Here is a 17,537-nt window from a genome sequence, read left to right as displayed (position 1 = left end):
GATTTTCGGCTTACAGCGTGGGACGTGTTTGAAGACTGGTGGTTTTCCAGGCTTCAAACCGAGCCGAAGGACCGCCTTTCAGGCCGTAGGTGTTCCCCACAGCAGGCGGAATCTCTGACAGCCGCAGGTGGCCGGCTGAGACTAAGTTTAAGTCTGTAACGCCTTGCTATTCTTGACTTGGTAACAGTTTTTGAACTTTCAACCTTTAGTAAGTAAGATTTTAGTAAAGACTAAATGTGTCGGCTCCTGGCTTGCTGATGACAGCAGCACAATCCCACTTTAAGTGATTTGAAAGCGCCTAAAAAACTTTCAGTTAATTTTGGACTAGACCATTTACGACTGGCTAAGTTTGCGGTATAATAAGGCAGTCAAATCAATAAAAGTGAGGTTATCTGAATATGGCACATATCGCCTTTGATCGTTCCAAACTTGATCCGTTTATTCATGACAATGAACTAGGGGAAATGCAGGCGCTGGTCAACGCCGCTGACGCTGAGTTACGTCAGGGAACCGGTGCGGGGAGTGATTTCCGTGATTGGTTGGCATTGCCAAAAGAATACGATAAAGAAGAATTTGCCCGCATTAAAGCTGCTGCAAAGAAAATTCAATCTGATTCTGAAGTCTTAGTGGTTATTGGTATTGGGGGCTCCTACTTAGGTGCCAAGATGGCTGTCGATTTCTTACACGACACATTCTTTAACTACTTACCTGCTGAGAAGCGTCAAGGTCCACAAGTGTTCTTCGCTGGTAACTCCATCAGCCCTGACTACGTGCACGACCTGATCAACTTGATTGGTGATCGTGACTTCTCCGTTAACGTAATCTCAAAGTCCGGGACAACGACTGAACCTTCAATTGCATTCCGGATCTTCAAGGATAAATTAATTAAAAAATATGGTGAAGATGGGGCCAAGTCCCGTATCTACGCCACAACTGACAAAAAACGCGGCGCTTTGAAGACTGAAGCAGACGCTGCCGGTTATGAAACCTTTGTTATTCCTGACGGCGTTGGTGGTCGTTACTCCGTTCTGACCGCCGTTGGCTTGTTGCCAATCGCTGCATCTGGTACCAACATTGATGACTTGATGAAGGGGGCCGCTGATGCACAAGATGCATACACCAACCCTGATTTGACTAAGAATGAAGCTTACCAATACGCAGCCTTACGGAATATCTTATACCGGAAGGGGTACACCACTGAATTGCTTGAAAACTACGAACCACGTCTGCAATACTTCGCAGAATGGTGGAAGCAATTGATGGGTGAATCCGAAGGGAAAGACCAAAAGGGTATCTACCCATCATCCGCAAACTTCAGTACCGACTTACACTCCTTGGGTCAATACATCCAAGAGGGTCGCCGGAACTTGATGGAAACGGTGATTACCGTAGACCAACCACAAAACGACGTCGATGTACCAAGTGCCGACGATGATTTGGATGGTTTGAAGTACTTGCAAGGGAAGCCAATGAGCTTTGTGAACAAGAAGGCCTATGAAGGGGTTGTTCTGGCACATACTGATGGTGGCGTACCAAACATGGGTGTTCATATTCCAGACCAAACGCCATACACACTGGGTTACCTGATCTACTTCTTCGAAGTGGCTGTTGGTATCTCTGGCTACTTGAATGGTATCAACCCATTCAATCAACCAGGAGTGGAAGCTTACAAGACGAACATGTTCGCTTTGCTGGGCAAGCCAGGCTTTGAAAAGTTGGGTAAGGAATTAAACGCACGACTTTAAATTGACTTTATTTGGAAGGGTTCGGGACGCAGTTGTCTCGACCCTTTTTTGATGGAAAATTTACAAGACAACCGGTTGAAAAAGTTTCAGCTGTTACGGGTTAATTATGTTAGAATAAATTTCTAATGTTATTTTTAGGTAACAGGGGCGTGACAAGGATTAAAGTTTTGGTGTTAATTGGTCAGAACCCTTGTGACGTATGACTAGACAGACTATAGTTAGGTAGATTGGGCTCCGGGGTAGGGGCTAACAAATTGGGCTTTAGATTTGAAGTAAGGGGAGATTTTAACGTGAAGGCGTCAAAGCGGAGCTATTTGGACTACACCGTTATTTTTGTGGTGTTGGCGATTTTCCTGTACGGCATTTTTCTGCTGACAGGAAAGTCCTTTATTTGGGAAGGTGATGGGCTTGCCCAACACTATCCAATTTTAGAAAAGTTTTATACGTGGCTCCATCAAGGCAGTCTGACTGGTTGGTCTTGGGATTTAGGGTTAGGGGCCGACAAGTTGACCACTTTTTCGTACTATGTGTTAGGTGACCCATTTAGTTATTTAATCGGTTTATTTCCCAAACACAGTATTGAATTGGGCTACAACTTATTGATTTTATTGCGGTTGTACGTGAGTGGGCTGGCATTTATGTTGTTTGCTCGCCAACGGTCATTCAAGCCTAGTAGTCGGTTGTTGGGAACGTTAACGTATACGTTTACGGGGTATTCTTTGTACGTTAGTATTCGGCACCCATTCTTCCTGCTACCAATGATTCTGTTCCCACTTTTGGCTTACGGTATTGATCACGTCTATCGTCAGAAATCGTGGTTACCGCTGGCCTTTTTCACGGGACTTGCGTTAATCAGTAACTTTTATTTTGCCTACATATTGGCCATCGGTAGTTTTGTGTACGCAGTGCTACGTTACTTTAAGCTACGTGAAACGACTCATTTTAAAGTTTGGCCATTAATTGGTCGTTTGGTTGGTGCTGGGGCAACGGGGTTCCTACTATCTGGGACACTGTTATTGCCATCGCTCCTAGGGGTGACTAGCTCGACGCGGGCAACGTCTTCTTTTGCCAACGGTTATTTTCTATACCCATTTAACTATTACTTACGCTTACCCAATATGTTAGTGACGACGGGGAATCCCATGCGTTTCTGGGTGAACTTGGGGTTAGCCGGCCTGACCTTCTTAAGTTTGGTCTTTGTGCTGCGCCACTTTAAACGTTATCTGTGGCTCAACATTAGTCTTTTATTGCTAGTGGTTGGCTCACTGGTGCCAGCAATTGCCGCCGTTATGAACGGAATGACGACACCCTCACAGCGTTGGTTATTGCTGGGGTGCTTGGCATTTAGTCTTGCAGTCATGACTTTTATGGATGAATTGGGAAATCTGACCCGAAACGATTTCACGGTGATGATCGTCAGTACTCTGGGATTGTTGGCCGTTGTTTGGGCCGCTAACGGGTTTATCTACAGTAACCATCCACATGATTTCGTGATGTACGGTTTATTGTTGCTCACGCTGGGCGCCATTTTGAGTAGTCATTTCTTCCAGTGGTCTCAGTCACGAACAATTTGGACCTTGTTAGGCCTCTTGAGTTTAAACATCATTACGAACGGCTACGGTTATTTCAGTCCTAACTCTGGTGGTGCCAGTGCTCAGCTGGTGCCACAAGGCATTGCAACGAAGTACCAAAAGAACTATTACGATGGTGCTCAAAAATACACGAACAAGCAGAAGGGCTTTCACCGTTCTGCCACGAGTAAGTTCTATTACTATGCCAATGAAGCTAAGACGAACATGGGGATTAACTTAGGTACGCACGATATTATGACCTACTTTTCAATTGAAAACGGCTCCGTGGGGGACTTTAGTCAGTCCATGGATAACGCCCAATTCAAGATGAACAAACCCATTAATCAGGCAGATAGTCGGACGACGATGAACAACCTCTTGGGCGTTAAATATGTCTTTGCGCGGACGAATCAGTTGGGGATGCAGGCCTTTCCGTACGGGTACACGCCAGCCAAACGTAAAAACGGGCAGGACGTGACCTACCGGGATCAATCTGTCCATGACTTGGGGAATAATTATCCGACAACTGTGCTTAAATCAAAGAACGCTTTGCCATTGGTTTATCTGCAAAAGCAGCAACTCAGTCAGCGTCAGTTTAACCAGCTCAGCGGTCCAGACCGTGAACAGGCTTTGACGACGGGGGCCTTGGTTGAAGGCGGTGCAAAACGTGTTCAGACCAAGACGTATCACAGTCAAACTCGGAAAATCGGTTACCAAGCTTTGGCTGATGATCGGTCAGTCTTGGATAGTCTGAGCAAGGTGGTCGACTACCGGAAGTACGGGAACAAGACCGAGGCTGAGCTGGAAATGAAATCATTCCAGCCATCACTGCGGAAAAATAACCGTGATCGTTCGGTGAACATTGATAATGATGTGCAACGGGTGACGAAGCTGACCGAGCAAAACGCCCGGACGTTTAAGCGGAACCAACAGGTTAACGCACATGGGTTGAAGGAAATGACTTCTGATAATCAGAATGAGCCCATTACCTACAATTTGAAGGTCAATGATCCCAAGCAGACGCGGAATACCGAGTTGTACCTGGAGATTGACGGTATTAAGGCGGAGAACTTTAGTGTCGCCGACAAATACAATGGTGACCGGAGCAATAGTATCTTTAAGAACAACGCTTATACCGGTATTTCGCGGATCAATAAGCTACGGAGTGCCATCTGACAACAGAGTGACGGTGCCTATACGGCGACTGCGACAACGCCAGAAAATATCAACACGTTCAGCCAACTCGGTCGGAGTAATTTATCCGACTATCAGAACAAGCAACGGGTCGTGCTGAACTTGGGTTATTCACACAAGGACTGCCGGAATATTCAGCTGGCTTTCAAGGGTGTGAAGAGCTTGAAGTTTAAGTCCGTTAAATTGGTCGCTGTGCCATTTGGTAAGCAGTATGACCAACGGATGCAGAACTTAAAGAAACATGGCTTACAAGGACTCTCCGTTAAGCAAAATAGTGTCACGGGGACATCTCAGTCAGCCCAGCCAAGTGTCTTGACTACGTCCATTCCTTATTCTAAGGGGTGGCATCTGACGGTCGATGGCAAGCAGCAAGCAACTAAGAAGGTCAATGTCGGCTTTGTTGGTGCACAGCTGTCAGCTGGTAACCACCGCATTCGGTTGACGTATCAAACACCGGGCCTGAAAGCTGGCGAATTGGCCACCCTGTTGGGTGTGTTAGTGGTCGTCGCTACGGGTGTCGTGAGTGTTTGGCGCCAGAGAAGATAAGTTAAATATATTTTAGAGGAAACTGCTGATTTGGTGGTTTCCTTTTTTGCGTCGGAGATGGGCAATCGTCACGTTGTATAAATTTACATTTTCTGATAATTCATACAATCTGACCGAAAAATTCTTAAAATTTATTGACACCAAACGCTGAACAGGTTACTATTAAATAGTTGTTTCGACATTGGAAACAGGCTTATTGGGTATTAGCCAAATTGGTAAGGCGGCGGACTCTGAATCCGTAATTTACTGGTTCGAGTCCAGTATACCCAATCATAAGGTTCATATTAGTCGTCAGATTGGCCTCACAGAGGTCGGCTTGGCGGCTTTTTTCGTGCAGAGAATTTTAGCTCGTTGTTGGTGATTGTCGGCTGCGGTCGGCATACCAAGTCGATGTCCTTGAAATTGCTGGTTATAGTTGAAAAAATTTATATTTTTATTCGACAAACCAGGCCAAACGACATAATGTGACATACCCATCATGTATGATTACTAGTGTCTAGTGAGTTAACACTACGACAGGGATAAAGGCAATCAAGGCGACCGGTTGCTACTTGAAGGAGGAACTACATATGGGATTGATGAAAAGCGGACTCACTAGTTTGCTGGTTGTGCTGAGCGTAGGCGGTGGTTTGATTACGGCGTCTACCACGGCACAAGCCAAGTCTTTGAAAGTTACGATTACAGATGACAGTGGTAAGCAGACCGTGACGTATAACGGTAAAGAATATACTGCAGAACAGGCAGTTAAACTGGGACTTATCGTCGATAAAACGGTTAACGCCAAGGAAAATCGCTGGGCCTACCAGGTCACAAACGTGAAGGCCAAGCGCACTAAGTCTGGTAAATCGGTGAAGGTCAGTGGGAAGCTAAAGGTCACCAACATTAGGACCAGTGTTTTCACACCTGCAAAGAACGTTCAGATTAGTATGGGTAACACCACCAAATTGGCTAAATTAACGAAGAAGTTAACTTTTAGTCAGGTGGTGAAGACCAAGGCCAAGAAGCTTAAGTTACGGGCAGGCTATACTGAAAAAATTAAGGGTCACAAGTCTTTTACTGTGTTATCCGCTAATAAGCAATTTAAGGTCAAGGCTTACAAGTAACACAAAATTAAAGTGAGAACGAATTGTTCTAGAAAGTGTGTGTGGCATGAACAAGTTGATGAAGACGGGATTGTTAGCAGTCCTGAGTGTGGTGTTAGTTGTACCGAGTTTGACGACACCGGCGAGCGCCAAGAGTAAGGTCAAGGTGCTTTCAAGCAAAAATGTTGCTAGCAAGACCTACCATGGAAGTACTGGCAATATTTATAGTAGTGCCAAGTTAACTCATCGCAAGTACAAGATGAGTAAGTACCGTTACACGACCTGGACGGCCACCAAGAAGGCTGTGATCAAGAATCATGGTAAGAAGGGGACCCTGGCCTACATTAAGGCTGGAAAGAAGTCTGGTTGGATCTACAAGAAGTATTTGCGTTCTGGTAAGGCACCGTTCAATAAGCAGAAGCGGTTAAAGGAAACATATACGGCTTACCTAAATGCTTTGATGCCAGTCAACAGTGGTGATAAATCTATCCCTACTGAACGCAGTTATGGTGACATGGCTACATCAATTATGTATACCTGGGCCGAATACAGTGGCGATTTTGGCAATGTTAACGTTGTCAAAAAGGATAAAGACGCTTTACTGGATATTTATGGTGTCTTTAAAAACCGATTTTCTGGTGCCCAACGGTCGAGCTTGGATGCAATGGCTAAGAAATTAGACCAGCAGGAACCATACACTGATAACGTTGATGCTGTTAGCTCAAGTATGAAAACCTTTTCTCAGGCTTTAAGCACAGCGGTAGAGGATTTGAGTTAAAACTTGATAGTTTTTGAGTTTAAGAATATCGATAGTTAAGAGGAGAAAAATTATGAAATTATTGAAAATTGTGAGTGCAGTGATGGTTGCTACAACCATGGGAGCTGCAGTTATTGTAGCTACGCCAGGGGTTACGGCAGATGCTAAGGCTAAGAAGTCTTTGAAGACTCTTCCCAAGTCCTTACGGCGTACCTGGTATCACTACGAAAAAAATGATAAAGGTAAGTTCAGATATAGTAAGCTAACCATTTCAGCAACTAAATTGAAGGACACTTGGAATGGCTGGGGAAACACTAAAGCCAGCACTTATAAATATGTCTTGCATCAATATGATCCAGCTAAGAAACTCCAGACGGGAAAGGACAGCTGGATATTTGCCAACAAGGTTGGTAAGTCAACCGAGGTAGGCTACTGGAGAGACTCTAAGTCGGCTATGACGCATAGGTTCATGCAAACTAGCTACAAGGTTGTCACTGCTAAAGTGAATGGTAAAAAGGTTAAAGTACTGCATGCTAAGAATCTGCGGTCACTGCCCGTGGACACGCCTTACTATTACACCAGCAAGCACTTGGCTAAAATAACCAACCCTAAGGGGTACAACTATGAGACCCTTTACGGTCCCAAAAAATAAGATATTCACTAACTATTGCCTCTTCTGCCGTCAGGGAGAGGCAATACTAAGGATGAACCGATGAATTAATGGCTAACGGGGATGTGATTGGAATTGATTAAAACCAATCGATGTTCTCAATAGCTGTTGATTTAGCAAGCATGGTTTTGTCCAAAGAAAACACGTCTGAAGCTTCGTCCATTTGGGGCGAGTCTTCAGACGTGTTTTTAGTTGAACAATTAATGTTAGGAGGCCACCGAAGCCGAACTGGCCACTACAGTAAAGTGGGTCACGATAAATTGTTTGCGCTGGTTCGTGTGACCATAAAGTGCGACGTGCGCCCCGACAGTCGCTTGGTAGAGAAAGTTTAGCCCATGTTGATGAATTAGACAGTTGTGTATGCCACCAGTCTCATCGGCAATTTTAGCGAAGATGAGCAGGGGGCTAAGTTTGAGTACTTTGGGGTCTGCTAGTAATTTTCCATTGAATGCGCGTTGGTCCATGATCATCACCTCAAATAGCATTATACGAACAAATGTTCGATAACGCAAGTGTGACGACTTGGCGTAAAGAGAACCGTTCGACGTTGGACTTTTGGGACTGCTGGACCAGTAATGCAGTTGGGTATACTGGGAACGAACCAGTAGCATCTGGACTGAGTGGGTGTTACCGACTAAACTGGTAATGTAATAGCTGAGTCAGGCCTAAAATCTAAACGACTGCATGAAGTCTCACTTTAATGTAATTTCATGCAGAGAAGGATTGACTTTTTTTAGCGAATAGCGTAAATTAGATATTGCTAGTAAATGACATTGCCCGCTGGTCAAACTGGTTTAAGACGTCGCCCTCTCAAGGCGGAGTTACGGGTTCGAGCCCCGTGCGGGTGATAAGTGGTCCACAAACGTTGATAAAACAACGTTTGTGGACTTTTTTTGTTGTGCAAAAATTCGAACAGCGAAAAAGTTGGAAAATCAGCTGGACTAGACCATTTGCTTGTCCGGACCACAATAAAGACTGCCCCAAGATTAGCTTGAGGCAGTCTTATAATCTAATCAGTGACCAACTAAGATCATATTAGTCGTGAGGATTTTTTATTCATGCCGCTTCTGATGAATCCAGAGGCCACTAGTCGTAATTAACAGAGCAAATCCAGCAAGTGTTAGCAGGAAGCTACTGGTCTTGTGTTCGCCTGTTTGTGGCAGGGTGGATCCGACGTAATTGCCACTGTCAGTTGATGAGCCACTACCGGCGGTTGAGGTGCCACTACCGCTACCAGCTCCGTAACCAGTGGATTCAGAACCAGTCCCACCGGAAATGTTGCTACCGGCCCCACCGGTTGTCACGTTGCCACTCGCTTGACCACTGCCTGGGTAGGTGATTGGCTTATTTGGCTTCGCAGGTTTGTTTGGCTTGACAGGCTTCACCGGTTTAACTGGCTTAGTAGGCTTGACCGGTTTCGTTGGCTTTGGTGGCTTGACGGAAGGCGTCGTCGTGCCGGGATTCTCTGGATTGGTTGGCGTCGTCGTAGGAGGTGTTGTGGTACCAGGTTTTTCTGGGTTAGTTGGCGTCGTTGGTGGCGTTGTCGTCCCGGGATTCTCTGGATTAGTTGGTGGCGTCGTTGTGCCAGGATTTTCGGGTCCGGTGGTATCAGGCGTCTTCGTATCTTCAGCAGTTACACTGACTTCAGCGGATGAACCAGCTTCAATTTCAAATGGAATTGGCGTTTTATCCAACTCATAGCCTTCGGGTGCCTTGGTTTCAACGAATTGATACTTGCCTGCGGCTAATCCGCCGTAGGTAATCGTTCCGTCAGCATTAGTGGTCAAATCGGCCTTGATAACTTTGCCAGTTGCATCTTGGAGTTCGTAGACGGCACCGGCTAACGCTTTGCCAGTGGCTTTATCGGTCTTCGTCAGTTTGACTAAGCCAGAATCTTCCTCTTCGGTACCACCGCCATTGTCGCCGTTACCCGTGCCACCGCCGCCCCAAACGATTTGAGAGTTAACGGTTTGGCCATTAAGTGAGACGCTGTTTTTCCAAGCGCCACCAGTTCCGGAGACGTCCGGCTTCGTGTGATAGGTCATGTTCACCGCTGTGGTGACATTCTCAAAAGTGAAAATGACGGTACTATTGCCAGCTTCAACGTTAGGCGTTATGGAACCACCGTCACTAACAAAGCTACCAGTGTCATCGAATTTTCCAGTTTGGGCGTGGACACTACCGGGGACGTAACTTTGCCCGGGTCCGAGGTTATCAGTGATAACGGCTTGACCTAAGTTCGTGCTGTTGGGGTTGAACGCAATGTTCCAGGTGAGTAATGCAGGGGAGCCATCTGAGTTACGTTCAGCTACCCAGCCAATCTTGTTGATACCCCAGTCAAGGCCGATGTTGGCATTCTCTTCGGTTCCCTTGACGTAGAAATGTAAGTCGCCGCTACGGTTAGTTGACGTACTGGATAGGGTGTCGTTAAAGGTGATAGTCCCCGTGTTTTCACCTTCCTTAATCGAAAATGTCCCAATTTCCCGGCCACTGTCATCATACAGTGGGAACGAAACGTCTCGCCGACCGACAGCTGAGTGAGGAAAAGTAACAGTTGCCGTGTCGCCGGCCTGAATGGCTACGCCGTCGGGAATACCCCATTTGTAGTCAACCTGATAGGTGTCCCACTTACTGAGATCACTACCGTTAGGAATGACTTTACCATTGGTATCCGTGATAACCGCATCATTTTCACCTAAACCGGCGACTTGGATATTCTTGGCTTGAGCAGTGACTGAAGTCATACCGATACCGCCGATCAAGAAAACAAAAACAGCTAGTAAAATGCCAATAATAATCTTGGTTTTCTTTTTCCGCATCGTAATCCTCCTCCAATCTACCAGTGCTCGCAGCCTACAGATTGACCAAACATCAATCGGAACAACTGCTTGTGTCAGAAATACTTTGTCTAAGATGTTTCATTCACTGCTCTGTATTTACTATAATGACAATTGGCTGGAGTAGGGCATCTGTGAGAAAAAAATATGGCGGTTAAAAAAGAGGACGACGTAGCCAGTAACTAATGGTGCAATTCTATTGAACTTATAGAGGAATTCTTGCCACTAGCGTTGGTATGAAGCCATTTGGTGGCTGGCTTGATTAATGGATTAACGGTTGTTAAGGGCGACTTAAAAACCGCCTACCAGCGTGGTAGACGGTTATGTTTGACCGATTAGTTCATTTAAAAGTGGCGCCACTAGCCCAAACAACATCATTGAAGAATATTATAAGGCAACTAAGTGAGGCTTGCCGTAATACCAGCCTTGGCGAAGTGGAATCTCCAATTGATCAGCTAGTTGGCTTTCCTCGGCATTTTCCACACCTTCTAGGATCAGCCGGAGGCGATACTGTTGAGAGATCTTCTTCCAGAACTTGAGGGCTTCTGGAATTTCGTCTTCACGACCGGCTTCCCGAAAGTTCTGCATGGCAAATTTAATTTCGCTAGCGTATGACAGAATCGGTTCAATGTGTTCGTATGTATTGATACCGGTACCGATGTCGTCGAGGCTGAGTTGAATGCCCTGCTCGTCGAAGTAGTGGACCTGATCGATGACTTGTTCATCGGTAATGGTGGCATCAGTAAGTTCCTCTGTGACCTCTAGGACTAAGGTAACCGGGTAGATGGCGCGTTGGGCAGCGACGATAGTTTTAGCGATAGTGGGGTTCACGAACTGAGTTTGATTGACGTTATAAGAGACGGAAGCAACTTTAAGCCGTAATTTTTCGGCTGTTTGCCGAATTAAGTCAGCTTGGACGTCGATTGGAATGGTATCAAACTCGCGGGGGAGAACCCAGCGGTCAGCAACCCGTTGCCGAATGAGCATCTCATAGCCAATTAGTGAATTGTTGAGAACGTTTAGTTGTGGCTGGAGAAAGTAACGGTACATGGTGTTGGCGCGCCTCCTTTTGAAATGTCTGTTACCATCATACTGTATTTTTCCCATTTTAAATAGGGGAATAACACAGAAAGCAGATAACTGAGGGAAAGATTTTTGGAGTTCTCGACTTGATATAAGAATATATATATTTTTAAATGGCGTCATTATATGAAAAGGTTTATAGTGGATGTATTCGTGTGATTAACGCGGTATAATTATTGGTGGGTAATGGGATTTACCGTTATCATTGCCAAAATCGTTAGTTAAAATATTTAATTTACAAGGAGAATGGTTCTATGTCATGGACGATGTGGCTCGTTCCCCCAATTATTACCAGTATTTTCTTTGTACTAGGCGTTATCACGCTTTACTGGTCCATTTTTAATTGGGTAACGGCAAAGGTCGAATCGCAAAATAAGCCGATCGACATTAAAAAGGTTCAAATTGCCATTGGGCTGACCTGCGCGGTGGTTTCCGTTTTCGCCCTGCAGTTTTTAGTTCGCGACAGTCACCTTTCGTGGACATTCACCAATTTTCAGTTACTACTGCTGATATTTGTGGCTTACTTTTTACAGCTTAAGATCCCGCACTGGTTGATTTTTATTTCCGGAGTGGGCTTCATGTTGATCAATGGTAACGTGACAGCGCCACTGTCATGGGTCTACACCACTATTTTCGTGTTGTTCTACGTGATTTCTTACCAGCAGAGCATCCATTTGTGGCGCTGGCCGTTTACACGCTACATCACGATTGCGGTAGCGTTTGCCCTGGTTCTGTGGGGCCTGGTCGCTGTGCGTTTTCACCTGGGAATGGCGACTTATTGGATTGAAATTGCCGATTATACCGTCTTGGCAAGCCTCATGTACGGTTACTTCAAGATTCAGGATAAGGATCGGCGCATCAAGGACCGATTGTTCCAATCGGCTAACTGGGATGCACTGACGCACGTCCAAAACTTTGCAGCTTACGACCGGGCTATTAACTATCGCTTTCAGAATAGTTCCGTGCACAATGAAGATCTGTCGATGGTGATGTTTGATATTGATCACTTCAAACAGGTGAACGATACCTATGGCCATTTGGCGGGTGATGAAGTTTTAAAAGCAGTAGCGCGGTCTGTGACGGATGCGCTAAAGACCATTGACGGCGGTATGGTGTTGTATCGAACGGGTGGGGAAGAATTTAACATTATCCTTCCGCGTTGCGATTTGGAGCAGGCACGGACCGTTGCCCAAGCAGTTTTCAATGCAGTTGATAGCTTAGAGATTCCGTACAACGAAACGATCTTACGCGTTTCCATCTCAGTAGGGGTTTCCGGATTGAGTGCAGCAGATCATAACCCGTTAGACTTTTACAAGCGGGTCGATGCTAATCTGTATCACTCGAAGGAACATGGTCGTCGCCAGATTACCGTCAGTTAGTTTCTTTATAAAATTCTAAATATAAGATAGGTGTTTGCCCGACTTGATTGGTGTAGAATAATGGCTAGTCAGGGATTCCCGGACAGAATGGAGCGATCATCGTGATATTGAGCCTGTTACTATTACTTTTACTATTTCCAATTTTGCGGTTGGTCTTTGGTATGGCCGGCTGGTTGCTGGGACTGGTGGGGACGCTGATCATTGGTGTTGTCGTACTAGTTGCCTTTGCGGCGTTGTTCCGCTTCTTCTTGGTGGCCGTGGTGGTCATCGGGGGTGGCGTCTGGGCTTCACGAGCATTATTTAGTTAAAAGCTAACAGCCCGGCTTGGTGGGTGGTTCACCTGTTCGTTGCGCTACAGTTACATGACCTTCAAATACAAAAAAGACTATGACGTTGGTCACAGTCTTTTTTTGTGTGTAGATTACTATTCAAATGAAATTTCCACCAAGTAAGTGTGTTCGGCTTGAATGTACCCGGTTGTGATCCAGACCTCTGAGTAGTCCAACTTTGAACTATTGGTTCGGTCGAAAAAATCATTCAGCAGGTCACCATTTTTAGCCAGAAAATCTTCATCCATCCGATTGACTAGCAGTCGGTCAGTTGGGAAGTAGATGTCTGGATTGGCCACCTTGACAGTGTCAGGGACGCCAATCGAAACGACGTTGCTGTTACGCTGTTGGATGAAGGACACATCTTGTTGGTGGCGGTGGATGTACGTTAGAACGTTATAGATTGAATCTGAGTTACTCGCCACAGTTTTCTTGCTCCCTTCGGTGTCTACATTGTAACAAATATTTGGGGGTTTACCAGTGCTTCATTTCTCTGGTACATCGTTATTGCAAACAGCTTTCATGCGTGTATAATTATCGCATATGCTGTTTTAGACATTTATAGAGTATACCAAAAAGAAAGAAGGCCAAATTGCAATGATGCGACTTGCCCGAAAACACTTGGACTGGTGGGCAGTAGTCCTTGCTGTGGGATTCATGATTATTCAAGTTGCCTGTGACCTGTCGCTGCCAACGCTAACCTCGAACATTATTGATAAGGGGATTGCGAACAATGACATTGGTTATATCTGGCGTACTGGTGGCCAAATGCTCCTCTTGAGTTTCATTGGAGTACTGGGGGCCGCTGGTAACGTTTATTTTGCGTCAACGCAGTCGCAAAAGATGGGCCAACGTATTCGAACAGGTATCTTTAAAAAGGTAACCTTTGCTTCAACGGAAGAGTTTGAAACGGTCGGTAACGCTTCATTAATTACGCGGACGACCAACGATGTGGTTCAAATTCAAAACGTGATGGTTCAGATGTTACGGATGATGCTGATGGCACCAATTATGTTGGTGGGTGCGGGTGTTCTGGCCTACATTAAGAGTCCCCGGTTGACGGTGGTCTTTTTTAGTAGCCTTGCCAGTCTTAGCCCTGTTTACCTTTGCTATCATGTTCTTTGCAGTGCCACTTTTCAAGAGTCTGCAAAAGAAGATTGACCGAATCAACCTGGTCTTTCGTGAAGGTTTAACTGGGGTGCGGGTTATCCGAGCCTTTAACCAGGATCAGTTTGAACAAGACCGGTTTGAAGGGGCTAACCAAGACTACACGAACACGGGAATTAAAGTATTCATGATTGTGTCATTGATGTTCCCAATCATCACGTTAATTGTGAGTGGCACAAACATCGGTATCGTGTGGTATGGGGGCCAATTGATTGGTTCACAAGCCATGGAAGTTGGGAACCTAGTGGCGTTTATGACATATGCCACGCAACTGTTGATCAGTTTCATGATGGTATCGATGGTCTTTGTTTTCGTGCCACGGGCGCAAGCCTCTGCTGCACGGATCAATGAAGTGATGGACCTCAAGTCGAAGATCAACGATGCTGATCAACCCGTTGATTTACCAGCTGGTCCAGCAAGCTTAACCTTTGATCACGTAAACTTCCGTTATACGGGTGCTGAGAAGCTGGCATTGGCTGATGTAAACTTTTCAGCTACGGCCGGTCAGACTGTCGCTATTATTGGGGGGACTGGTTCTGGAAAATCCACGCTAGTTAACTTGATTCCTCGGTTGTTTGATCCCGAAAGTGGTCAAATTAAACTGAATGGGACGGCGCTGACGGCTGCCAGTCAAGCAGCTTTGCATGATGCCATTTCCATTACGCAACAAAAAGCCGTGCTGTTTTCTGGGACCGTTAGAAGTAACATGGTTTACGGAATGAAGGATGCCAGTGATGCACAAATCTGGCACGCTTTAGACGTTGCTCAGGCTAGCGACTTTATTAAAGAAGAAGGCGGGCTGGACGGTGTCGTTGAACAAGATGGTGCAAACTTCTCTGGTGGTCAACGACAACGGTTAGTGATTGCTCGAACGATTTTGAAGCGAGCGAGCGTCTATATTTTTGATGATTCGTTCTCTGCCTTGGACTTCAAGACAGATTCCCTTCTACGGCAAGACCTGCGGAAGGACGAACAAGTCCAATCCGCCGTCACCGTTATTGTGGCTCAACGGGTTTCAACCGTCGCCGACGCTGATTTGATTTTGGTCATTGACGGTGGCCAGATCGTTGGTCAGGGGACGCATGATGAACTGAAAGCAACGAACAAAACTTATCAAGAAATTCTAGAATCACAACTCCGAAAGGGGGATGAGGTCGATGCGTAATGGACGTGGGTCCGCAACGAAACAGCGGCCACAAAATTTCTGGGGGACGACGGTTCGACTCTTTAAATACATGAAGGCCTGGATTCCGAGTCTGCTGGTAGTCTTAGTCTTTGCCGTTGCCTCAGTAGTCCTTCAAATTAAGACGCCAAAAATCTCAGGGGAAGCCACCACGGAACTCTTTAAGGGTGTGATGAAGGGCCAAGCTGAACTGAAAGCCGGCATTGGCATTCACAGTTTGCCCGTGGACTTCGGTAAGATTGGTCATATCCTGTTAGTTGTTGGGATTATGTACGCTGGTGCGGCCATTTTTGGGGTCGTTCAACAGCTGATTATGAGCTGGATTTCTCAAAAGGTCGTTTACCGGTTACGGCGAGACCTTAAGGAAAAGATGCAACGGTTGCCAATTAGTTACTACGATACTCATAGTAATGGGGACCTGATGTCCCGGATGGCCAATGATATGGATAACATCGGTGGGACGTTGCAACAGACGCTGTCACAGATGGTAACCAGTGTATTGACTTTCTTCGGGGTGCTTTACATGATGCTTACCATCAGTGGATGGTTGACGTTGGTTGCGTTGATCTCCGTGCCACTGAGTCTATTAGTCGTGATGGTGGTTGCCCCTAAGTCACAACGGTTCTTTGCGAGTCAACAAAAGAACTTGGGGTTGCTGAACAACACGGTTGAAGAAACTTATGCTGGCCATACTGTGGTCAAAACGTTTAATCGGGAACAGGCAGCTCAAGAAGAATTTGAAGAGCACAACCAAAAGTACTATAAGTCAGCTTGGAAAGCACAATTTGTGTCCAGTCTGATTTTCCCACTGATGAACTTTGTGAAGAATCTGGATTACTTGGCCGTTGCGGTCATTGGGGGAATTCAAGTAGCTAACGGAACTGTTACTTTGGGTAATGTGCAGGCCTTTCTGCAATACACCAACCAATTTTCGCAACCAATCACGCAGATGGCCAATCTGACGAACACGATTCAGGCGACGATTGCCTCTGCTGAACGGATCTTTAGCGTTTTAGATGAAGATGACATGACTGATACAGCTACGGCTAAGTTGCCAGAACATACTGCGCCGGCCGATAACGTCATCGAATTTGATGACGTGGCCTTCCAGTACGTGGAAAGTAATCCGTTGATTGCTGACTTCAATTTGAAGGTCAAACCGGGTGAAATGGTTGCGATTGTCGGGCCAACTGGGGCCGGTAAGACGACCATCATCAACCTGTTGGAACGGTTTTATGACGTTGGTTCAGGTCAGATTAAATATCGGGGTCAAAATACCTTGGATGTTGATCGGAAGGATTTACGTCGCCATTTTGCCATGGTGCTCCAGGATACTTGGCTCTTCACCGGGTCCATCTTTGATAACATCAAGTATGGTCGCGAGGATGCCACGGATGATGACGTGTACGCTGCTGCCAAGGCTGCTCACGCGGATACTTTTATTCGCCAGCTACCTGACGGCTACGACACGGTGCTGAATGAAGCAGCCACAAACATTTCTCAAGGGCAACGGCAATTGTTGACGATTGCTCGGGCCTTCGTGGCCGACCCAGACGTTCTAATCTTGGATGAAGCAACGAGTTCTGTGGATACGCGGACGGAAATGTTGATTCAACACGCAATGAAGCGTCTGTTGGCCGGACGAACGAGCTTTGTGGTGGCACACCGGTTGTCAACGATTCAAAGCGCTGAGAACATTGTGGTCATGAACCACGGGCACATCATTGAAACGGGGAACCATGACAGCTTGCTGGCTGCCGATGGGTTCTACGCTGACTTGTACAACAGTCAGTTTGCCGGTAATAATTTAGCTTAATGTTGCGGCTTCAAGCGAGGGGCAAGACCGCTCTTTGGCTTGCCCTGCCCACCGCGTTCCAGTCCAAATTTAGCGAATAGTAAGGCAGTAACTTCCCACTATCTCGGACTAAACACCAATACCCAATTCTTGTTGTATCAGGAATAGAAGGCGTCTCAGTGCTTGCAACCTTGAGTAA

The 17,537-nt window shown here is 46.0% G+C and carries 13 protein-coding genes, 2 tRNA genes and 1 pseudogene; 12 read left to right on the top strand and 4 right to left on the bottom strand.

The window, feature by feature from the left end; translation table 11 throughout:
- Positions 1 to 398: 398 nt before the first annotated feature.
- The 7 genes from EKM75_RS01690 (at position 399) to EKM75_RS01665 (ending at position 7,547) form a co-directional block, all read left to right on the top strand.
- On the top strand, positions 399 to 1,745 hold the full coding sequence (locus EKM75_RS01690; protein WP_125691508.1) for a glucose-6-phosphate isomerase: 1,347 nt from the start codon (positions 399 to 401) through the stop codon (positions 1,743 to 1,745).
- Between the two features lie 290 nt (positions 1,746 to 2,035).
- Positions 2,036 to 4,492 (top strand): YfhO family protein, encoded by a 2,457-nt coding sequence (locus EKM75_RS01685; RefSeq protein WP_225426623.1) that lies wholly within the window; start codon positions 2,036 to 2,038, stop codon positions 4,490 to 4,492.
- A gap of 48 nt (positions 4,493 to 4,540) precedes the next feature.
- Positions 4,541 to 5,056 (top strand): YfhO family protein, encoded by a 516-nt coding sequence (locus EKM75_RS12840; RefSeq protein ID WP_225426626.1) that lies wholly within the window; start codon positions 4,541 to 4,543, stop codon positions 5,054 to 5,056.
- 197 nt (positions 5,057 to 5,253) lie between these two features.
- A tRNA-Gln gene (locus EKM75_RS01680) sits at positions 5,254 to 5,326 on the top strand.
- A gap of 299 nt (positions 5,327 to 5,625) precedes the next feature.
- Positions 5,626 to 6,159 carry a hypothetical protein gene (locus tag EKM75_RS01675; RefSeq protein WP_125691506.1) on the top strand — a complete coding sequence of 178 codons (534 nt, stop codon included), beginning with the start codon at positions 5,626 to 5,628 and terminating at the stop codon, positions 6,157 to 6,159.
- A gap of 46 nt (positions 6,160 to 6,205) precedes the next feature.
- Positions 6,206 to 6,916, top strand: a complete 711-nt coding sequence (locus EKM75_RS01670; RefSeq protein ID WP_125691504.1) for a hypothetical protein — start codon at positions 6,206 to 6,208, stop codon at positions 6,914 to 6,916.
- 52 nt (positions 6,917 to 6,968) lie between these two features.
- Positions 6,969 to 7,547 carry a hypothetical protein gene (locus tag EKM75_RS01665; RefSeq protein WP_125691502.1) on the top strand — a complete coding sequence of 193 codons (579 nt, stop codon included), beginning with the start codon at positions 6,969 to 6,971 and terminating at the stop codon, positions 7,545 to 7,547.
- 224 nt (positions 7,548 to 7,771) lie between these two features.
- On the opposite strand, the gene EKM75_RS01660 is transcribed toward EKM75_RS01665, so the two are convergent.
- Positions 7,772 to 8,029, bottom strand: coding sequence for a hypothetical protein (locus tag EKM75_RS01660; RefSeq protein WP_125691499.1), 258 nt, complete (start codon positions 8,027 to 8,029; stop codon positions 7,772 to 7,774).
- A 310-nt stretch (positions 8,030 to 8,339) separates the two neighbouring features.
- On the opposite strand from EKM75_RS01660, the gene EKM75_RS01655 reads away from it, so the two are divergent.
- Positions 8,340 to 8,413 (top strand) — tRNA-Glu (locus tag EKM75_RS01655).
- A 204-nt stretch (positions 8,414 to 8,617) separates the two neighbouring features.
- Here the strand turns inward: EKM75_RS01655 and EKM75_RS01650 are convergent.
- Together EKM75_RS01650 and EKM75_RS01645 are read right to left on the bottom strand one after the other, a co-directional pair.
- The gene (locus EKM75_RS01650) at positions 8,618 to 10,384 is read right to left on the bottom strand and encodes a SpaA isopeptide-forming pilin-related protein (protein ID WP_125691497.1); all 1,767 of its coding nucleotides are present in this window, start codon (positions 10,382 to 10,384) and stop codon (positions 8,618 to 8,620) included.
- 405 nt (positions 10,385 to 10,789) lie between these two features.
- Positions 10,790 to 11,452, bottom strand: coding sequence for an EAL domain-containing protein (locus EKM75_RS01645; RefSeq protein ID WP_125691495.1), 663 nt, complete (start codon positions 11,450 to 11,452; stop codon positions 10,790 to 10,792).
- A gap of 287 nt (positions 11,453 to 11,739) precedes the next feature.
- Here EKM75_RS01645 and EKM75_RS01640 point away from each other — a divergent pair, with 287 nt between their 5' ends.
- Together EKM75_RS01640 and EKM75_RS01635 are read left to right on the top strand one after the other, a co-directional pair.
- Positions 11,740 to 12,864 (top strand): GGDEF domain-containing protein, encoded by a 1,125-nt coding sequence (locus EKM75_RS01640; RefSeq protein WP_125691493.1) that lies wholly within the window; start codon positions 11,740 to 11,742, stop codon positions 12,862 to 12,864.
- A 101-nt stretch (positions 12,865 to 12,965) separates the two neighbouring features.
- Positions 12,966 to 13,172, top strand: a complete 207-nt coding sequence (locus tag EKM75_RS01635) for a hypothetical protein (protein WP_125691491.1) — start codon at positions 12,966 to 12,968, stop codon at positions 13,170 to 13,172.
- 116 nt (positions 13,173 to 13,288) lie between these two features.
- Here the strand turns inward: EKM75_RS01635 and EKM75_RS01630 are convergent, their stop codons facing one another.
- Positions 13,289 to 13,618 (bottom strand): hypothetical protein, encoded by a 330-nt coding sequence (locus EKM75_RS01630; protein WP_125681937.1) that lies wholly within the window; start codon positions 13,616 to 13,618, stop codon positions 13,289 to 13,291.
- Between the two features lie 172 nt (positions 13,619 to 13,790).
- Between EKM75_RS01630 and EKM75_RS01625 the strand changes: the two are divergent.
- Together EKM75_RS01625 and EKM75_RS01620 are read left to right on the top strand one after the other, a co-directional pair.
- Positions 13,791 to 15,525: pseudogene (locus EKM75_RS01625) on the top strand (ABC transporter ATP-binding protein).
- Entirely contained in the window at positions 15,518 to 17,359 is a 1,842-nt protein-coding gene (locus tag EKM75_RS01620; RefSeq protein ID WP_125691489.1) for an ABC transporter ATP-binding protein, read from the top strand. The pseudogene EKM75_RS01625 and the gene EKM75_RS01620 overlap by 8 nt, the downstream one beginning before the upstream one ends.
- The last annotated feature ends 178 nt before the right edge of the window (positions 17,360 to 17,537 follow it).

The sequence above is a fragment of the Levilactobacillus tongjiangensis genome, assembly GCF_003946345.1.
Lineage (GTDB): Bacteria > Bacillota > Bacilli > Lactobacillales > Lactobacillaceae > Levilactobacillus > Levilactobacillus tongjiangensis.
This window is presented reverse-complemented; position numbering and strand designations above follow the sequence as displayed.